Below are 16652 nucleotides of genomic sequence, written 5' to 3' on the forward strand. Positions count from 1 at the left end.
GAGCTCAAATTAGGTATAGCTTTTTCCGGCATTATGCTTTACACACTTTGTTGAATTGTTCTGACAACCATTCTTTTTGTTGGGAAATAGTCATATAGCTATTGTCAAGTAACAGTGCGTCATCTGCTTTGCGGAGCGGACTTACTTTCCGATTTTGGTCGATATAATCACGTTGTTTTACATTCTCCAGAATTTCATCAAAACTAGTATCTTCTCCTTTAGCCTTCAATTCATCATATCGGCGCTGTGCACGTATTTCAGGAGAAGCAGTTACAAAGATTTTCAGTTCTGCATCTGGGAAGACAGTAGTACCGATATCGCGGCCGTCCATTACGATGCCTTTGGCCTTACCCATTTCCTGTTGTTGCGCTACCATCGCTTCACGTACAAAACTCAAAGCGGCAATAGAACTTACATGAGAAGAAACGTCCATTGTACGAATTTTGTTTTCTACATTTTTTCCATTAAGATAGGTGTCTGGACGTCCTGTCTCCGAATTCAGATGGAAAGAAATATGAATATCGTTGATGTGTTTCTCTAGTCTTTTTGTATCAATTTTATCATTCTGGAAAATGCTATTTTCTATGCTATATAAGGTAACTGCACGATACATAGCACCACTATCTATATATATGTATCCAATTTCACGTGCAAGGTCTTTTGCCATAGTACTTTTCCCACATGAGGAAAAACCATCGATTGCAATTGTTATCTTTTTCATTTGAAATGATTTTATACTTTAATTTTATGAATTAGCTCTCTCTATAGAGGATTTTTCAATAATTCATTTAAAATTCTTGCCAAAGATACGGTATTTTTAAAATATCTCGTTACATTTGTGGCATAAAAGCATGTATACGCTTTTGAAGAATTAAAAAAACGAAAATGTATTGCTTATTGTGTAAAAAAACACATCTAAGCAAAAACAATCGTGGGAAAAGTGCTATATTTGTCCCAATGAGAAACACTAAAATTATATTATAAATTATGGAAATTAAAAAGACACCTAAAGCAGACTTGGAGAACAAGAAGTCAACTTGGATGCTCGTCGGTTATGTAATCGTGCTGGCATTCATGTTCATCGCGTTCGAATGGACTAAGCGTGACATCAAGATTGATACGAGTCAGGCAATCAGTGACCTCGTATTTGAAGAGGAAATTATTCCTATTACAGAACAACCTGAACAGGCTACTCCTCCGCCTCCTGTAGCACCTCCGATTGCTGAAACTCTGACAATCGTAGATGATGATGCTGATGTGGAAGAAACTACTATTGCCACTTCTGAGGAAACAAATCAGGCCGTAGAAATTAAATATGTCCCGGTCGCTGTTGAAGAAGAAGAACCGGAAGAACAAACTATTTTCGAGGTTGTAGAAAATATGCCCGAATTTCCTAATGGAGGTATGGCTGGTTTGATGCAGTACTTGAGTAAAAATATCAAATATCCTACTATTGCTCAGGAAAACGGAACTCAAGGTCGCGTAACTGTACAGTTCGTTGTTAACAAGGATGGTAGTATTGTTGATGCTAAAGTATTGAGAGGTGTTGATCCTTATTTGGATAAAGAAGCTATTCGTGTGATTAGTGCAATGCCTAAGTGGAAACCAGGTATGCAACGCGGTAAACCCGTACGTGTTAAATATACGGTGCCTGTAATGTTTAGATTGCAGTAATAAGATATCTATAAAGTGGAGAGGCTGCTGAAAAGCAGCCTCTTTTCATTCCTTGTTATTCCTCTAATTTTATAACTTATGTTTACATCTTCCGAGCTTCTCGAGAAAATAAATACTCATATTGCAGGTTTGCAGTTTACACGTACTCCACAGGGATTGTATGATCCGATTACTTATGTATTATCCATTGGCGGCAAAAGAATTCGTCCGGTATTGATGTTGATGGCTTATAATCTTTATAAGGATGATGTGACTCGTATTCTTTCACCGGCAACGGGGATTGAGGTTTACCACAATTATACATTGTTACATGATGATTTGATGGATCGTGCTGATAAGCGGAGAGGTAAGGCAACGGTACATAAAATATGGAATGACAATAGTGCTATTCTTTCGGGAGATGCAATGTTGGTATTGGCATATCAATTTATGGCGCAATGCCCAGTTGAATATTTGAAGGAGGTAATCAATCTATTTAGTTTGACAGCATTGGAGATTTGTGAGGGGCAGCAACTAGATATGGATTTTGAACAGCGGAACGATGTAGAGGATAAGGAGTATCTTGAGATGATTCGTTTGAAGACTTCAGTTCTTTTGGCTGCAAGTTTGAAGATCGGTGCAATTTTGGCAGGAGCTCCTTCTGAAGATGCTAAGAATTTGTATGACTTTGGCGTAAATCTAGGAATTGCTTTTCAGCTGAAAGACGACTTATTAGATGTGTATGGAAATACTGCTGTTTTTGGAAAAAATATAGGTGGTGATATACTTTGTAATAAAAAGACCTATTTGTTGATTAAAGCCTTGGAACATGCTGACGAGGAACAGAAGCACCGATTGAATTATTGGATAAATACTGTTTCGTTCGATGCTACTGAGAAGGTCGCTACTGTAACGGAATTGTATAATCAAATAGGGGTGAAAAAAATCTGCGAAGAAAAGATGGCTGAATATTGTGTAAAGGCTATAGAAAGTCTTGCTGCTGTGAGAATCGCTGATGAAAAGAAAAAGGAATTTAAAGAATTGATGAAAAAATTGATGTACCGTGAGGTATGATCTTCCTAACTTATTAAAAAATGCCTTATAGAAGATTACCAAATACAGACCAAGCGAGAATACGTGCATTGAAAGCTGTAGTCGTGAAAGGTGATATATATAATGTATATGATTTGGCTGTATCTTTAAAAACACTGACAGATGCCCGTAATTTTCTGATTAAATTTGAAGCGGCACAGTCTTATTATGCCGAATGTTTTGAACGGCAATCAAAAGCCGGACGGAAACACCAGGCTAATGTGAAAACTGCCCGGTTGTATCTTTCCCATTTTATACAAGTACTGAATTTAGCTGTTATTCGTTCGGAAGTGCGTACTTCTCACAAGGAGTACTACGGATTGGATTTAAAAAATAATAATGTGCCTGATTTATCGACTGAAACTTCTCTTGCAGAATGGGGACGGAAAATTATAAACGGTGAAAGTCTGCGAATTTCTCAGGGGGGAATTCCTATTTATAATCCGACTATTGCCAAAGTGAGGGTACATTATGATATTTTCATGGAAAGTTATGAACGGCAGAAAAATTTGCAGGCTTCAACAGCGCGTAGCCTGGAAGTTCTTTCGTCGATGCGAGCTGATGCAGATAGTCTGATTTTGAACATATGGAATCAGGTAGAAAAGAAATTTGAGGACGTTTTCCCGAATAAGAAGCGATTGGATTTATGTCGTGATTATGGGGTGATATACTATTATCGTACTGGTGAGAAACAGATAGAAGAAGTTGAAGTATGAGATTAGTGGATTCACATTCCCATCTTTTTTTGGAAGAATTTTCAGAGGATTTGCCACAAGTTATTAAACGTGCACGTGTGGCAGGGGTTACCCATATATTTATGCCCAATATAGATAGTAGCACAATTGAATCTATGCTACGCGTTTGTTCCGAGTATAAAGGTTATTGTTTTCCTATGATAGGGTTACATCCTACTTCGGTAAATGCGGATTATAGGAAAGAGCTGGATTTTGTGGCGGAATATTTAACAATGCCAAATGAGTATGTGGCAATTGGTGAAATTGGGATAGATCTTTATTGGGATCGAACTTTTTTGGAAGAACAATTGATTGTTTTTGAACAACAGGTTGAATGGGCTTTGAAGTATGATTTGCCGATAGTTATTCATTGTCGGGAGGCCTTTGATTATATATATAGGGTATTGGAGCCTTATAAAACAACTCCCTTAAGAGGAATTTTTCATAGTTTTACGGGAACTATTGAAGAAGCTGTACGTATTCTTGATTTTCCAGGTTTTTATGTCGGAATTAATGGAGTGGTGACTTTTAAAAAGTCAACCTTACCGGAAGTTTTGCAAAGTATTCCTTTGGAACGTGTAGTATTGGAAACAGATTCTCCCTATCTGACTCCTGTTCCCAATAGGGGTAAACGAAATGAGAGCGCAAACGTGAAAGATACTTTGATAAAAGTTGCTGAAATCTATCATAAAGTGCCTGAGGAAGTAGGATGGATCACTTCTAATAATGCATTAAAAGTGTTTGCAATGCTCAAATAAGGTATTGAAGATTTTAAAGTTTATTAATTTTGAGATTTTATTCAAGATAAAAACTGGAGAATGCTACGGAAGAACAAAAAAAAGAATACATTTGTAGCTGAAAACGCTTGCAGTTCGCATTTTTTTTGTAATTTGCACCCGATTTCAGGGAAAGCGTGTACTGGAGAGATGCTCGAGTGGTTGAAGAGGCACGCCTGGAAAGCGTGTATACTCCTAAAGGGTATCCGGGGTTCGAATCCCCGTCTCTCCGCATGGATTGAAATAAGAAAAAACAACAAATAAATATAATAAGTAATTTAATTAATTAATCTTAAAAATTAGACACACAATGAAAAAGTTATTTGCAATTGTTGCTGTGATGGGAGTCTTAACATTTGGCTCAACTCAACTTGCTCAGGCTCAAGATGCTCCTGCAGCTGAACAAACAGAACAAGCTGCTCCTGCAGCTCAGGCAGCTCCTGCTGATGAAGCTCCTGCTGCTGTAGAAGTTGAAGAAGGTGGTATTCACAAAGAAATTAAAACAAAGTTTATTGAAGGTACTGCTTCTTTCATGAGTTTAGTTGCTATTGCATTGGTTATCGGCCTTGCATTCTGCATCGAACGTATCATTTATTTGAGCTTGGCTGAAATTAATACTAAGAAATTTATGGCTGCTATCGAAGCTGCTTTGGAAAAAGGTGACGTTGAAGCTGCTAAAGACATCGCACGTAATACAAGAGGTCCTATTGCATCTATCTATTATCAAGGTTTGATGAGAATTGACCAAGGTATTGATGTCGTAGAAAAGTCTGTTGTTTCTTATGGTGGTGTTCAAGCTGGTTATTTGGAAAAAGGTTGTTCTTGGATCACACTGTTTATCGCAATGGCTCCGTCATTAGGGTTCTTGGGTACTGTAATCGGTATGGTGCAGGCATTTGATAAGATCCAACAAGTAGGTGATATCTCTCCGACGGTTGTTGCTGGTGGTATGAAGGTTGCCTTGATTACAACTATTTTCGGTTTGATTGTTGCTTTGATCCTCCAGGTATTCTATAACTACATTCTGTCTAAGATTGAAGCTTTGACTAGTGAAATGGAAGATTCTTCTATCTCATTGTTGGATATGGTTATCAAATATAACTTGAAATACAAAAAATAATAGAAATGGCTAAGTTATCATATAAAGTATCATATTATGTACTGTACGTAATGTTTGCTGCCATCTTGGTAGTACTGGGTATGTTCTACTTTGGTGGAGATGCTCAGGGCGATTCAGTACTGATGAGCGTTGACTCAGAAATGTGGCAGCCTGCTCAGACCGATGCCTTGATTTACTTGATGTATGGTTTGTTCGGTTTGGCTGTAATTGCTACATTGGCTGCTTTTCTGTTCCAATTTGGAACAGCGTTGAAGGATAATCCTGGAAAGGCTTTGAAATCTTTGATCGGTGTAATTATTTTAGCTGTAGTTGTTATTATTGCTTGGGCAATGGGTAGTGGTGAACCTCTCAACATCCCAGGATATGAAGGCTCAGATAATGTTCCTTTCTGGTTGAAGATTACTGATATGTTCCTTTATACTATCTATATTTTGTTGGCTGCAACAGTGCTTTCAATGATTTTTAGTAGTATTAAGAAGAAATTATCATAACCAATTGAGGAAACTCAGTTAAAAGAGTAATTACAATGGCAAAAGGAAAAAGAAAAGTTCCTGATATTAACTCAAGTTCTACGGCAGATATTGCTTTCTTGTTGTTGATCTTCTTTTTGATTACAACGTCTATGGATACTGACCGTGGTTTGGCAAGACGTTTGCCACCACCACCGGAGCAAGAACAAAAGGATAATGACGATGTAAAATTGAAAGAACGCAACGTATTGCAAGTTTTCCTGAATATGAACGACCAGTTAATGTGTGGAAACGATTATATCAGTGTAGATCAATTGCGTGCAAAAGCAAAAGAATTTATTGCCAATCCGTATAATGATGAAACTAAGCCTGAGAAATATGCAAAAGATATTCCTTTCTTTGGCAACATGATGATTACGGAAAAGCATGTAGTTTCTTTGCGTTGTGACCGTGGTTCTTCTTATAAAGCATATATTTCTGTGCAGAATGAGTTGGTTGCAGCTTATAATGAGTTGCGTGACGAGCTTGCTCAAGAAAAATGGCAAAAGAATTATGCTGATTTGAACGAAGATCAACAAAAAGCAATTCGTGATATTTATCCTCAGAAGATTTCTGAGGCAGAACCTAAAAAGTACGGAGAAAAGAAGTAATGGGAAAATTTAATAAGACTGGTAAGAAAGAAATGCCGGCGTTGAACACTTCTTCTCTGCCTGACCTTATCTTCACCTTGTTGTTCTTCTTCATGATTGTAACAACCATGCGTGAGGTAACATTAAAGGTTGAGTTTAAGGTTCCGCAAGCTACTGAGTTGGAAAAACTTGAAAAGAAGTCTTTGGTTACGTTTATCTATGTAGGAAAGCCTACTGCCGAATTCCGTAAGAAATTAGGTAACGAAAGTCGTATCCAGTTAAATGATAGCTATGCAGAAGTTGCTGCAATCCAGGATTACATTATTGGTGAACGTGCCAGTATGAAAGAAGAGGATCAGCCGCAAATGACTGTATCTTTGAAAGTTGATCAAGACACGAAAATGGGTATCGTTACAGATATCAAAGAGGCTCTTCGTAAAGCTTATGCATTGAAGATTAACTATTCTGCGCAACCGCGTCAGTAAGAGTTGGTTTGACTATATAATAAAGGCTACCTGTTAATAGACAGGTAGCCTTTATTGTTTTATTGACAATAGTCAAATCATTAAGTGCTACTATTAGAGTATTACTTGTATCTTTACTTCACATTATATACTTCTTTGTAAAGTTTTTCTTTTATAGTATTGAAATCTTTTTCACTGTCCAATTCTCCATAAGCCATTAATAACATCGAGAGATAGTTATCTCCGGGCTTATAAGGTGGTTGGAAATAGGGTCTTTCCCATAGTGTAAAGCCATGACGTTTGTAAAAGTTGATGCGCCGTTTTGCCATTTCTTCTTCGGGAACTTCTACTTCCAATACAATAGGATGATTTAATAGTTGACATAAATGATGTAGTACATTTTTTCCGTATCCACCGTTTCGTTGTGACGGATCAATAGCAAAATGTTCTACATAATAGAATTCTTCAAAATCCCAGTAGGTGATAAAACCAATAGGTATTTCATTATGAAAAATGATATTATTGTAGAAATGCGGTTTAGTATCTGTATACTTTTTCATTTCATCTAAAGCACGATATTCATCAGATGGGAAAGAAATGGTTATCAACTGTTCCATATAGGTATACAAATTTATATCAGCGGTGGTGATACGTTGAAATTTAATCATAAATTATTTATTTTAGTTAGTATTATTATTTTATACTGATACACTATTATTTTATTCTGTATAAAACTCGATAATCCGTCGAAGGGCACGTTGACATACGGGACAAAATGCGGGATATTCGTTGGTACGCATACGACAATTATTAGCTGGGCGATAAATACCTTTGGCTGAATAACCACCACCTTCATATACACCTACAGGATATTTCTTACTCTCTTCTGTTGGTGTAGGTATGGGTGTTTCTTTAGCAAGCATATCTTCCCATTTGGAGGTGAAATTTATACGGGTACTTATATTTTGTTCCCATGGTTCAACATCCAGCGGGTAAGTATCTGTCATTACATCATTATCATAGAAATATTCGTCAGCAAGTCCTCCAAAGCTGTGTCCGAACTCATGTACAACTACCGGACGGAATTTAGAATGATGGGCTGTAGTAAGAGTGTATGAGTTATAAATACCACCACCACCATACTCTTCTGTATTGGCAAGGATGATAATATGTTCGTAAGGTATTCCAGCCAATGCATCATGAATGGATTTTACATGGGTTGTTGTCAGATACCGGTCTGAATAAAAAGTACTGAAATGTGAACTAACTGCTGTGTGTTTCCAGTCACCAAGTCGTGGTACACTTACTCCGCTGTCTTGTGAAGAACTGGCTACTGCTACGATGTTGAAACGTTTTTTCATTGATTTGAAAGGTTCATGAGAGAATAAACTCTCACAGGCTATTGTTGCATCCTGATAAAATATTTCCATTTCATCAGATGTATATCCTTCGGCAAGGATGGCTACATCAATGCATTTATCCAGTTTTCCGTTTTGTAACAGATATTTGTGGGGAGTGATGTGGGTATTTCCTTTTCGCTGTATCAGGATGTCATTTGGATTAACAGTATGTTTCATACTGGCATATACATTCCCGTGAGGGTCAATTAGTGTTATTTCTACTTCTATAGGTTTAAGAGGGAAGGGAAGTAGGAAAGTATTCTCAAATCCTTTCGTAACCTTCTTTGCTTCATCAGTCTCTAACCATTCTTGAAATAAAGAGGAAAATGAAGTTTTGTATATAATATTGTTACTGGCAATATCGCGCACGGTAATCTGCCCGTTACCTTGTAGGGGTAACTCTGACAGATGATGTTTTCTTCCCGCCCATGATGGAAGAACTGACAAACCGTCCAAACAAATATTCTGTTTAGAGAAATTACCATTAAAGATATAATCTACGCGGAGAGTTTTTCCCGAGAAGTAGTCATTAAAAAATTGCGCATAGCCTGAGACTGTTATCCAAAGACACAATAAAATCAGAGTGTATTTTTTCATATTCATTTGTTATTTAATCTTTCACAAATTTAGCAAGAAAAGTTATAAACCGTATTTTTATCTGTAAAAAAATGGCTAACTTTGCACATTGTCGTACAGGAATACGATTTTTATACATCATTTATTAACTATAAGATTTGAAATGGGACATCATCAATTGGATACTTTAGACGAGCAGATACTTAAACTCATCGCTGATAATGCACGAATTCCCTTTTTGGAAGTGGCAAGAGCTTGTAATGTTTCTGGAGCGGCTATTCATCAACGTATCCAGAAACTCACCAATCTAGGAATATTAAAAGGTTCGGAATATATTCTTGACCCGGAAAAGATTGGATATGAAACATGTGCTTATATTGGTATTTATTTAAAAGATCCTGCTACTTTTGATGCTGTGACGAAAGCGTTGGAAGCTATTCCCGAAATAGTGGAATGTCATTTTACAACCGGTAAATATGATATGTTCATCAAACTTTATGCACGAAACAATCATCATTTGTTGAGTATTATCCATGATAAATTACAACCGTTGGGATTGTCACGTACAGAGACGTTGATCTCTTTTCACGAAGCCATTAAACGCCAGATGCCTATATTAGTGGGAGAAGATGATGAATAATTTTTATCGACGAAAATAGTCAACAAATGCATAAGGGCAGGGATGTTTGTCATCTATCGGATGGAATTCTCTGCTTTTTTCTTGCCATATTTTGGAATTCACTTCTGGAAAGTAAGCGTCTACATGAGGAGCTTCTGCATCTACTTCTGTGAGGCAAAGCATATCAGCCAATGGAAGTGCCTGCTGATAAACACTGGCTCCACCTATAATATATATATGCTCATCTTCTTTACAGCTCTTTAAGGCTTCTTTTAAAGAAGAAAATACTTCAGCTCCAGGATAATAAATGTCCGAATGAGAAGATAATACTATATTCCGTCGATTGGGTAAAGCACCTTTAGGCAACGATTCGAAAGTTTTTCTTCCCATGATAATGGTATTTCCGGTGGTGAGGGCTTTGAAACGTTTCAAGTCATTGGGGAGCCAGAATAACAGTTTGTTTTGATAACCGATACCTCTATTTCTATCTACTGCGGCAATAATACTAATCATGCTATTTGTTTATAGTCTAAATTGAATTATACTGATACTTTTCCTGCTATGTGAGGATATGGGTCGTAATTCACTAGTTCAAAGTCGTCATATTTAAAGTCGAAGATGTTTTTTATATCCGGATTGATTTTCATTTGAGGAAGTGGTCTAGGGGCACGGCTCAACTGAAGTTTGACTTGTTCCAAGTGATTTAAATAAATATGTGCATCTCCTAAAGTATGAATAAAATCTCCAGCTTTCAATCCTGTCACTTGTGCCATCATTTGAAGTAACAGGGCATATGATGCAATATTGAACGGTACCCCTAGAAATATATCAGCACTACGTTGGTAAAGTTGTAGACTAAGCTTTCCGTTTGCCACATAAAACTGAAAAAAAGCATGGCACGGAGGCAAATTCATGTTATTCAAGTCTCCTACATTCCAAGCACTTACGATGATACGACGCGAATCCGGATTATGCTTGATCGTTTCAACAGCTTCACTGATTTGGTCGATTGAATTCCCTTTATAATCAGGCCAAGAACGCCATTGATAACCATAAATATGCCCTAACTCTCCATTCTCATCCGCCCATTCATTCCAGATGCGTACCCCATTATCTTGAAGATATTTAACATTGGTATCTCCTTGCAAAAACCATAGTAATTCATGGATGATGGATTTTAAGTGAAGTTTTTTGGTAGTAAGACAAGGAAATCCCTCGTCCATATTAAACCTCATCTGATGGCCGAATACACTGATTGTACCGGTTCCGGTACGATCACTCTTCTCTGTACCTTCAGTCAGCACCCGATTGAGCAAATTTAAATATTGTTTCATTAGATTACAAATTAAAAGCTTCGCCAAAGGTAGCCAACTTCTAGGGAAATTAAAAATTAAAAATTAAAAATTAAAAATTAGAAGAAGAACTCCAATTAGAGGAAAGGAGTCAATAAATTACCGAACCAACCAACGAATTTCTTCCATGCCGACCGTTTTTTCCAGACTTCAGGGGTAAGGAGAGTACTATTCTGCTTATCATTCATAAACATATTATTCAGTTGATGAGTAGTGGTCGGATCAAATATGAAAGCATTTGTTTCGTAATCATACCGTAAACTCCGACTGTTTAGATTGGCTGTACCTACAGTGCAGAAAGTACTGTCTACCATCATTACTTTAGAGTGATGGAAACCTCCGTTGAACAGATAAATTTTTGCTCCACGTTTCATCAATTTATGTACTGCATAAAAAGAAGCTTCAGGAGTAAAGGGGATATCCGACACGGCAGGTATCATAATTTCCACTTCCGTACCTTTCTTCAGCGCCTTTTTAATAGCTTTGCGAATAGACTTGGTTGGTAAAAAGTATGGATTTACTATTTGGATATTTTTTTGTGCGGCTTCGATGGAGATGGTGTATGCATGGCTGATAGAACGAGGTGTTTCACGCGGAGTACGGTCTACGATCGCAATTTCTTCGGCTATACTGTCGGGAAACTGAGGTATATTGGGAAAATAAGCCGGTCCACCCACATGCTGACCCGTTTCACGATTCCACATCGTGAGGAAAATACCTTGTAAATATCGTACGGCATCCCCTTCGATGTGCATGTGGATATCGTGCCAATTGCCTATCTTAGGTAGACCGTTGATATAGTAATCAGCGATATTCATTCCACCTGTATAACCTATTTTCCCGTCAATAACAACTATTTTACGATGGTCACGGTGTATAGCATGATTAATATATGGAAAAGTAATAGGGTCAAACTTCACAATTTCTATACCTCGGTCCCGTATGGATTTCAGATGATAGTTTCTCAGAGGTTGATTATTGGACCAGTTTCCAAAGGCATCAAACATGGCACGTACCGTTACACCTTCCTTCACCTTTTCAGCCAACAGGTCGAACAATGCATTGGCAATAGAGTCGTTACGGAAATTGAAATATTCCAGATGAATATGATGGCGGGCATGACGTATAGTTTCAAACAGATCAACGAACTTATCACGACCGGTCATCAGTAATTCAACCTTATTATTATAGGTCAAAGGTATTCCTATATCCTGCATATAATGCATGACGAGTGAATCACTTGTAACTTGGGCGCGGATACTTCCGAAAGAAAAAACGAATAATATGATGAATAGTACTTGTCTCAAAACTTTATTGTCTTTTTTAGTTTTACGAGCTTGCAAATATACAATATATCGATGAAAAATGCTTGTTTGTCTGGAAAAAATTAGCCTTTACCTCCATTTAATGAGATAAAGGCTAATTAGTTATTGGAATATAAATTTGAATATCTCTTAAATAAAGAGCGTTAGGTTAGGCAAGAGAACAAATCTTGCGATAGATGAAATAAAGTAGTACGGCTCCCGCAATCAACAGAGATTTGGGATCAAGTTGTGTGGCACCACTTTCTGTTGCAGCAATGAATGTTTCCCGTAAAGTGTCTAATATCAGTTGCATACCGTCTAAAACGAGGAATAATACCAAAGCTAGTGTGAAACAAAAAGTCACCCATATTTGTGAAATTCTGTGTGTATGGTCGGGCAAGCGACGCATAACACTACGGGTAAAACCATTATCTACTATTTCTTGTCGGTTTTTGGCAAAGAATTGTTCTATAAGTTTATCATTATTTTCCATCATAACCATTTTGTTTTAAATAGTTGGCCATTTTTTCTTTTGCCCGCGAGAGGTGGCTTTTTACCGTTCCTACCGGACATCCGGTGATACCTGATATCTTCTCGATACTTTGATCTTCCATGTAAAAGAGGGTGATACAGGTTCGTTCCATTTCCTTTAGAATAGCCAGTGCGCGATAAATATCCATATACTGACCTATGTCCTTTTGCTGCGTACCGCATTGAGCGTCTACCCGGTTAGTATCCAGGTCGTCAGTCTCCTTCTGAGTGCGAAGATAATCATAAAATACATTATAAGCAATACGGTAGAGCCAGGTTGAAAAGCTAGACAGGTTTTTGAATGAGACTAAATTGGTGTAGGCTTTGATAAATGTATCTTGTGCCAAGTCATCGCTCAATTCGCTGTCGCCACAGGTCAGATGTAAGAAAAAACGTCGTACAGGCGATTGGTATTTTCTGACCAACTGGTCGAAGGCCCTGGTGTTATGGAACACCACGACCTGTGTGACTAACGATATGTCATTGAGTTGACTCATCTCCTTTCATCTTTCTCTATAGGTGTAGAGTCCTTTTCTTTTCGACTTTTTTGTTGTGTGTAGTAAATGACTATTTGCCCAAATCCAGTGAACATAATGAGCAAACCAATACAGCCAATACCAAATTCTCCAGTGATGGCCCAAAGGAAGATGAAAAGGCCGATACCTACAAAAATATTATTGATACCTTTACTGCGTATATCTGTTGTTTCTACTCCCTTGAAGAAGTTCTCTGGCAGTTGTTGTCCGTTGGCTAATGCCTGTTCTGCTAGGCGATATTTGGCTTTACGGTTTTTATAACGGAAGAAGAATACGATAAATACGATAATCAGTGGAAAGCCAAAAATAAAGACAATGGCTGTAATGGCGATTACGGCTTCTTTTGTGTCCTGTCCCAAATCCCATCCGAATTGGTAAGCACGGCTATAGTGCTCATATTCGTTGTTGCTACTGCTACTATTCTCATAAGTCATTACGCTGAGCGTATCTGTTACTGCTTTTCCATTGACAGTGGTATCACATAGTTCGATTACTCTTTTTTTGTTTCCCAGGCTATCGTTTTCAGTAATAATTCTGTTTTTTCCTTGTGCCAGTGTACAGAGTAACATGGCAGTCATTAATACAAAAATGATACGTTTCATAATCATATAGGTTTATTTTATTATTGTTTCTGTATGGGTTAGACGTATTCAAGGTTTAATAAAGTTGCAAAGTGACGATATTTTTTTGATATTTGTGCCAATAAATAGCAAAAAATGGAACTACCCACTTCTTTTACCGACTATACATGTGCTCTTTTGGGCGATGAAGATTATGCCAAATTGGAAACTGTTTTGGGACAGGAACAGCCTGTCAGTATACGGTTGAATAAGTTGAAAATTGACAGTGAAAAAGCTATTAATGATCAGTTAAACCGTGTTCCCTGGTGTACGTCCGGTTTCTATCTTCAAGGTCGATTGACATTTACCTTCGATCCTATGTTTCATGCCGGGTGCTATTATGTACAAGAGGCTTCGTCTATGTTTGTGGAACAGGCTTTGAACCAATATGTTGGTGAAGATCCCGTGGTGATGCTTGACCTTTGTGCAGCTCCCGGGGGTAAGTCAACGCATGTTTGTAGCATATTGCCTGAAGGGAGTCTGCTCGTAGCCAACGAAGTAATGCGTAATCGTTCGCAGATATTGGCAGAGAACTTGGCGAAGTGGGGGTATCCCGGAGTAATAGTGACTAATAATGATCCTGCTGATTTTTCATTATTGGAAGATTTTTTTGATGTCATATTGACGGATGTACCCTGTTCTGGTGAAGGTATGTTTCGTAAAGATCCAGTTGCCGTGAGTGAATGGAGCTCTGAGAATGTAGAAGTTTGTTGGCAACGTCAGCGACGTATCATTTCAGATATTTGGCCTTGTCTGAAACCGGGAGGACTTCTGATATATAGTACTTGTACATATAATACGAAAGAAAACGAAGAAAATATTCGTTGGATACGTGATGAATTTGATGCAGAGATACTTCCGCTTATTGTCCCAGAAGATTGGAACATCATGGGAAATCTTTTACCGGATGAAAATTTTCCTGTTTATCGTTTTCTGCCGTATATGACGAAAGGCGAAGGTTTCTTTCTGGCTGTTCTTCGCAAATCGGATACGAGTTCTACAATAGAAGACTTAAATTCTGCATTCGTAAAGACTTTAGTATCTTCAAAAGGTCGTAAACCACAGAGGAAAGGAGTGAAAACCCCAGGAATATCCAAGGAGCAACTCTTGGTACTTCGTAAATGGTTATTTATGCCTGATAATTATGAATTTATGGTGAATGTAAACTCTGTTAGTGCTTTTCCTAATACCTATTTTACGGAGTTATCCACCTTGCAAACATCACTACGTATTGTACAGGCAGGGGTTAAGCTTGCAGAACTCAAAGGTAAAGATTGGATACCGGATCATGCGCTTTCTGTGAGTCTGGCTTTGAGACCGGATGCTTTTCCGTGTGAGGAAGTTACATACGAACAAGCTATTACTTATTTACGTAAAGAGGCTGTTGTCCTTTCGGATACAGCCTCACGTGGAATAGTATTACTTACTTATAAGAAGATACCCATCGGTTTTGTCAAGAATATTGGTAATCGTGCCAATAATCTTTATCCTCAAGAATGGAGAATTCGTAGTGGATATTTACCGGAAACGGTGAAAATCATAATGAATGATTAATTAATCACTATTTCACAGCTTACTCTTATACATTCGTGCCATCGCCTTTTGATATTGGTTTTCCAGTTGTAAGAGGTTTGTCTTACTTTGATAAACCACAGACACTTCGACGAAATACTCTATCATGCTGATTTGTCCTCCTATAAGGGCTTGTTTCAGTAATGAAAGATCTTGCTGTTGTTGGAAAGTACGTTCGTATTCTTCTATGGAAGCATGTAGACTTTGTGCCTCTTCATATAGTTGCCACAATGTCGAGTTGGCAAGTACGGCAGCACTCTCTTTCTGATAATCGATATTCATGGCCTGAGCTTTGGCTATTTTAACCTTATTCCTATTTTCGAATATAGGGAAAGAGAAACCGACCACTAAACCGTTCAATGGATGGCCAGATTCGGTGTTGCGGCGGTAACCGAGTTCCAGTTTTGGTAGCCAACCTTGTTTACTGGCAGAAATCTGTTTGCGGGCAACAGCACTTTCTCCGTTAAGAGATTGCAGTGAAGCGTCTGCAGCCAATAACTCATCGCATACTTGCTTGAAGTTTTTGGGGAGAGGGGCAACCGGATATTCTGTCAACCTTAAAGCATCGACATTGGCACCGAGCGGTTGGTTTCCGTTTAAGGCTGTCAACTCCTTCAACTTATTATTCAAAGCTGTGAGGTTCATTCTCGATTCTGTGCGTACATTCAGTAGTTCCAGATTGATTTTATTGTTTTCAAGAGTATTGGCATCTCCGGTAGACAGGCGTTTGGCGTACATGGCGGACAAGTCCTCTGCATTTTTCAGTCGCTTGTCAAGTAATGCCTGTTGACGTTGTAGCATAATGATATCAAGACATATCTCTTTGGCTTGCAACAGTATCTGTTGACGGAAAGCGGTTGATTGTGCATCGAGAGATCCAGTCTTGAGACGGTTCATCTTGCCACGTGTTACATACAGCGTAGGAAAGTCGAAACTCTGCGAAACAACCAATTCACCTACTGTTTCACCACTGTTCTTAGAATCCCAAAGATGGGCATACGAGAGGGTGGGGTCGGGCAGGTTATTCTCTGTTTTATTCTCCAGTTTCTGAGAAGAAATCAATTGTGCATTGGCTTGTAACTCTTTGTTGTTTGCTTCAATCTGATGAAGCACATCGTTAATACTACTTTCTTGTGCGTTTATCCATGCACAAGTGAAAATAGTGGCACTAAATATAAGTATTCGTTTATTCATTGTTTTAATT

The 16652-nt window shown here is 38.0% G+C and carries 20 protein-coding genes and 1 tRNA gene; 11 read left to right on the forward strand and 10 right to left on the reverse strand.

Features of this window, described 5'->3' with window-relative positions; all coding sequences use genetic code 11:
- Positions 1-31: 31 nt before the first annotated feature.
- Positions 32-721 (reverse strand): (d)CMP kinase, encoded by a 690-nt coding sequence (gene cmk / locus C1A09_RS10880; protein WP_101543989.1) that lies wholly within the window; start codon positions 719-721, stop codon positions 32-34.
- Between the two features lie 266 nt (positions 722-987).
- On the opposite strand from cmk, the gene C1A09_RS10885 reads away from it, so the two are divergent.
- The 9 genes from C1A09_RS10885 (at position 988) to C1A09_RS10925 (ending at position 6959) form a co-directional block, all read left to right on the forward strand.
- The gene (locus tag C1A09_RS10885; protein WP_101543991.1) at positions 988-1674 is read left to right on the forward strand and encodes an energy transducer TonB; all 687 of its coding nucleotides are present in this window, start codon (positions 988-990) and stop codon (positions 1672-1674) included.
- A gap of 78 nt (positions 1675-1752) precedes the next feature.
- The gene (locus C1A09_RS10890) at positions 1753-2727 is read left to right on the forward strand and encodes a polyprenyl synthetase family protein (protein ID WP_101543993.1); all 975 of its coding nucleotides are present in this window, start codon (positions 1753-1755) and stop codon (positions 2725-2727) included.
- A 20-nt stretch (positions 2728-2747) separates the two neighbouring features.
- On the forward strand, positions 2748-3461 hold the full coding sequence (locus C1A09_RS10895) for a hypothetical protein (RefSeq protein ID WP_101543995.1): 714 nt from the start codon (positions 2748-2750) through the stop codon (positions 3459-3461).
- Positions 3458-4237 (forward strand): TatD family hydrolase, encoded by a 780-nt coding sequence (locus C1A09_RS10900; protein WP_101543996.1) that lies wholly within the window; start codon positions 3458-3460, stop codon positions 4235-4237. Before C1A09_RS10895 ends, C1A09_RS10900 begins: the two co-directional genes overlap by 4 nt.
- Before the next feature lie 162 nt (positions 4238-4399).
- Positions 4400-4487, forward strand: a tRNA-Ser gene (locus C1A09_RS10905).
- A gap of 78 nt (positions 4488-4565) precedes the next feature.
- Positions 4566-5375: a MotA/TolQ/ExbB proton channel family protein gene (locus tag C1A09_RS10910; RefSeq protein WP_101543998.1), complete on the forward strand. Its 810-nt coding sequence runs from the start codon at positions 4566-4568 to the stop codon at positions 5373-5375.
- A gap of 5 nt (positions 5376-5380) precedes the next feature.
- Positions 5381-5866 (forward strand): hypothetical protein, encoded by a 486-nt coding sequence (locus C1A09_RS10915; protein ID WP_101544000.1) that lies wholly within the window; start codon positions 5381-5383, stop codon positions 5864-5866.
- Between the two features lie 35 nt (positions 5867-5901).
- Positions 5902-6495, forward strand: a complete 594-nt coding sequence (locus tag C1A09_RS10920; RefSeq protein WP_101544002.1) for an ExbD/TolR family protein — start codon at positions 5902-5904, stop codon at positions 6493-6495.
- Entirely contained in the window at positions 6495-6959 is a 465-nt protein-coding gene (locus C1A09_RS10925; RefSeq protein WP_005657168.1) for an ExbD/TolR family protein, read from the forward strand. The genes C1A09_RS10920 and C1A09_RS10925 overlap by 1 nt, the downstream gene beginning before the upstream one ends.
- Before the next feature lie 113 nt (positions 6960-7072).
- Here the strand turns inward: C1A09_RS10925 and C1A09_RS10930 are convergent, their stop codons facing one another.
- Both C1A09_RS10930 and C1A09_RS10935 read right to left on the reverse strand, forming a co-directional pair.
- Complete coding sequence (locus C1A09_RS10930; protein WP_101544004.1) at positions 7073-7606, reverse strand: GNAT family N-acetyltransferase; 534 nt, start codon at positions 7604-7606, stop codon at positions 7073-7075.
- A gap of 51 nt (positions 7607-7657) precedes the next feature.
- The gene (locus tag C1A09_RS10935) at positions 7658-8935 is read right to left on the reverse strand and encodes an IgA Peptidase M64 (protein ID WP_101544248.1); all 1278 of its coding nucleotides are present in this window, start codon (positions 8933-8935) and stop codon (positions 7658-7660) included.
- Between the two features lie 142 nt (positions 8936-9077).
- Between C1A09_RS10935 and C1A09_RS10940 the strand changes: the two genes are divergently transcribed.
- The gene (locus tag C1A09_RS10940; protein ID WP_101544006.1) at positions 9078-9554 is read left to right on the forward strand and encodes an Lrp/AsnC family transcriptional regulator; all 477 of its coding nucleotides are present in this window, start codon (positions 9078-9080) and stop codon (positions 9552-9554) included.
- A gap of 3 nt (positions 9555-9557) precedes the next feature.
- On the opposite strand, the gene C1A09_RS10945 is transcribed toward C1A09_RS10940, so the two are convergent.
- The 6 genes from C1A09_RS10945 to C1A09_RS10970 form a co-directional block, all read right to left on the reverse strand.
- Positions 9558-10046 (reverse strand): dihydrofolate reductase, encoded by a 489-nt coding sequence (locus C1A09_RS10945; protein WP_101544009.1) that lies wholly within the window; start codon positions 10044-10046, stop codon positions 9558-9560.
- 26 nt (positions 10047-10072) lie between these two features.
- Entirely contained in the window at positions 10073-10867 is a 795-nt protein-coding gene (locus C1A09_RS10950) for a thymidylate synthase (RefSeq protein WP_101544012.1), read from the reverse strand.
- A gap of 95 nt (positions 10868-10962) precedes the next feature.
- Positions 10963-12171: a cardiolipin synthase gene (gene cls / locus C1A09_RS10955; RefSeq protein WP_255419791.1), complete on the reverse strand. Its 1209-nt coding sequence runs from the start codon at positions 12169-12171 to the stop codon at positions 10963-10965.
- 187 nt (positions 12172-12358) lie between these two features.
- On the reverse strand, positions 12359-12685 hold the full coding sequence (locus C1A09_RS10960) for a DUF5056 domain-containing protein (protein ID WP_101544016.1): 327 nt from the start codon (positions 12683-12685) through the stop codon (positions 12359-12361).
- A complete protein-coding gene (locus C1A09_RS10965; RefSeq protein ID WP_101544019.1) occupies positions 12672-13217 on the reverse strand; it encodes an RNA polymerase sigma factor in 546 nt (181 codons plus the stop codon). The genes C1A09_RS10960 and C1A09_RS10965 overlap by 14 nt, the downstream gene beginning before the upstream one ends.
- Positions 13214-13858, reverse strand: coding sequence for a DUF6249 domain-containing protein (locus C1A09_RS10970; RefSeq protein ID WP_180949212.1), 645 nt, complete (start codon positions 13856-13858; stop codon positions 13214-13216). The genes C1A09_RS10965 and C1A09_RS10970 overlap by 4 nt, the downstream gene beginning before the upstream one ends.
- A 114-nt stretch (positions 13859-13972) precedes the next feature.
- On the opposite strand from C1A09_RS10970, the gene C1A09_RS10975 reads away from it, so the two are divergent.
- Complete coding sequence (locus C1A09_RS10975) at positions 13973-15430, forward strand: methyltransferase RsmF C-terminal domain-like protein (protein WP_101544023.1); 1458 nt, start codon at positions 13973-13975, stop codon at positions 15428-15430.
- 12 nt (positions 15431-15442) lie between these two features.
- On the opposite strand, the gene C1A09_RS10980 is transcribed toward C1A09_RS10975, so the two are convergent.
- Positions 15443-16642, reverse strand: a complete 1200-nt coding sequence (locus C1A09_RS10980; protein ID WP_101544254.1) for a TolC family protein — start codon at positions 16640-16642, stop codon at positions 15443-15445.
- Positions 16643-16652 lie beyond the last annotated feature (10 nt).

Source organism: Bacteroides cutis (assembly GCF_900241005.1).
Classification (GTDB): domain Bacteria; phylum Bacteroidota; class Bacteroidia; order Bacteroidales; family Bacteroidaceae; genus Bacteroides; species Bacteroides cutis.